Genomic DNA, 1454 nt, shown 5'->3' with positions numbered 1-1454 from the left:
GTAATTGGATGGACTCGCCCAAGCCGAGGCGTCAGTAGCGCCACGGTGGCATTCTTAAGAAGCCAACGACAGCGAGGGCGAGCCCATGAAAAAGCATACGATCAAAAGTAACGCCTTGTCTCCAGCCGATGTATCGGCTTGTTCGACAGTGGCTGTGGATCTTGCCAAAAACGTGTTCCAGATAGCCGGAGAGGACGCCTTTGGTGAGGTCATTTACGAAAGCCGCATCAAGTCACGCGAAGCCTTTGTGGCGTTTTTAAAAACCCTGCCGCCAGGTGTAACGGTGCTGATGGAAACCGGCCCTGGCGCACAGTCATGGGCGCGGCTGTTGCAGGCGCAAGGCAACCCGGTGCGAATTTTACCGGCGCAACATGTCGCCAATCATCGCAGCGGCGCCAAGAATGACCGCAACGATGCGCTGGCGATATTGCGCTCGGGACGAGATGTAAACATTGCTTCAGTACCCGTCAAAAGCACCGCTCAATTGGCCATGCAGGCCTTGCATCGGATTCGACAAGGGTATGTAAAGCGGCGTACCGCAATGGGTAATCAGATACGCGGGTTGTTGCTGGAACAGGGCATTGCGATGGCGCAAGGGGCGGTAGCCCTAAGTCGAAATGTCCCACGGATACTGGAAGACGCCACCCAGCCGTTGCCAGATATGTTGCGCGAGCTGATCGACGAACTGCTGGGCGAATGGAGTCAGCTGGGTGAACGCATCGATGTGCTGACGGGGCGTCTGGAAGCAGCAGCACGCCAAGACGAGACGGCAAAGCGTCTGATGACGGTACGCGGCATCGGCCCTGTCATCGCCACGGCCTTGCTGGCCAAACAGACTGAACCTGAGCGCTTCGCCAACGCACGAATGTTCGCCGCCTACTTCGGCACGGTTCCTGAACAGAACAGCAGCGGACAGAAAACCCGACTGGGTAAAATTTGCAAACGTGGTGATGGCTATATTCGCAGCCTGTCGATTCAGGGAGCGCACGCCGTGTTAAGACAGGTGCGGCCTGATTCGGAGCATCCGGATGATCGCCGGTTGCGACGCTGGCTAAGTCGGCACGGTCAAAAAGGGGCGGCCGTCAGGCTGGCCAACCGAAACCTGCGTATCGTCTGGGTCTTGCTGCAAAACGATCAAACCTATCGTCGCCAGCCAGCAGATTGCCAGGAGGCGGCGATGAATCATTAATCAACCGAGTTCTGCCACCGGGGTGCTGAGTAACCTCAACCGCTGCTGAAGAACATTGACCCTTGGTCAGACCGTCGCGGACAGATGCCTGCGGTCCTACTGGCCCTTTGAGGCCTTATCGTAATCGGCATACCGCGAGCTCACCCAATGTTGGCCAGAAGCTGATGATGCTTCCTCGAACAGGCCTTATACATAGATGCAACCGGGTAGCAGTGTTCGAAAAGCAGGTTGAATGTGGGGGCGAGTCCATACATAGGACCGGCTT

General features: G+C 56.9%; 1 protein-coding gene. It reads left to right on the top strand.

Going from position 1 to position 1454, the window contains the following annotated elements; all coding sequences use genetic code 11:
* Positions 1 to 85 precede the first annotated feature (85 nt).
* Positions 86 to 1189 (top strand): IS110 family transposase, encoded by a 1104-nt coding sequence (locus SLW74_RS27465; protein ID WP_410930726.1) that lies wholly within the window; start codon positions 86 to 88, stop codon positions 1187 to 1189.
* The last annotated feature ends 265 nt before the right edge of the window (positions 1190 to 1454 follow it).

The organism is Pseudomonas sp. W5-36 (assembly GCF_046540455.1).
Taxonomy (GTDB): Bacteria; Pseudomonadota; Gammaproteobacteria; order Pseudomonadales; family Pseudomonadaceae; genus Aquipseudomonas; species Aquipseudomonas graminis_B.
Note: the sequence above shows the minus strand (reverse complement) of the source record. Positions and strands in the feature narration are given on the sequence as shown.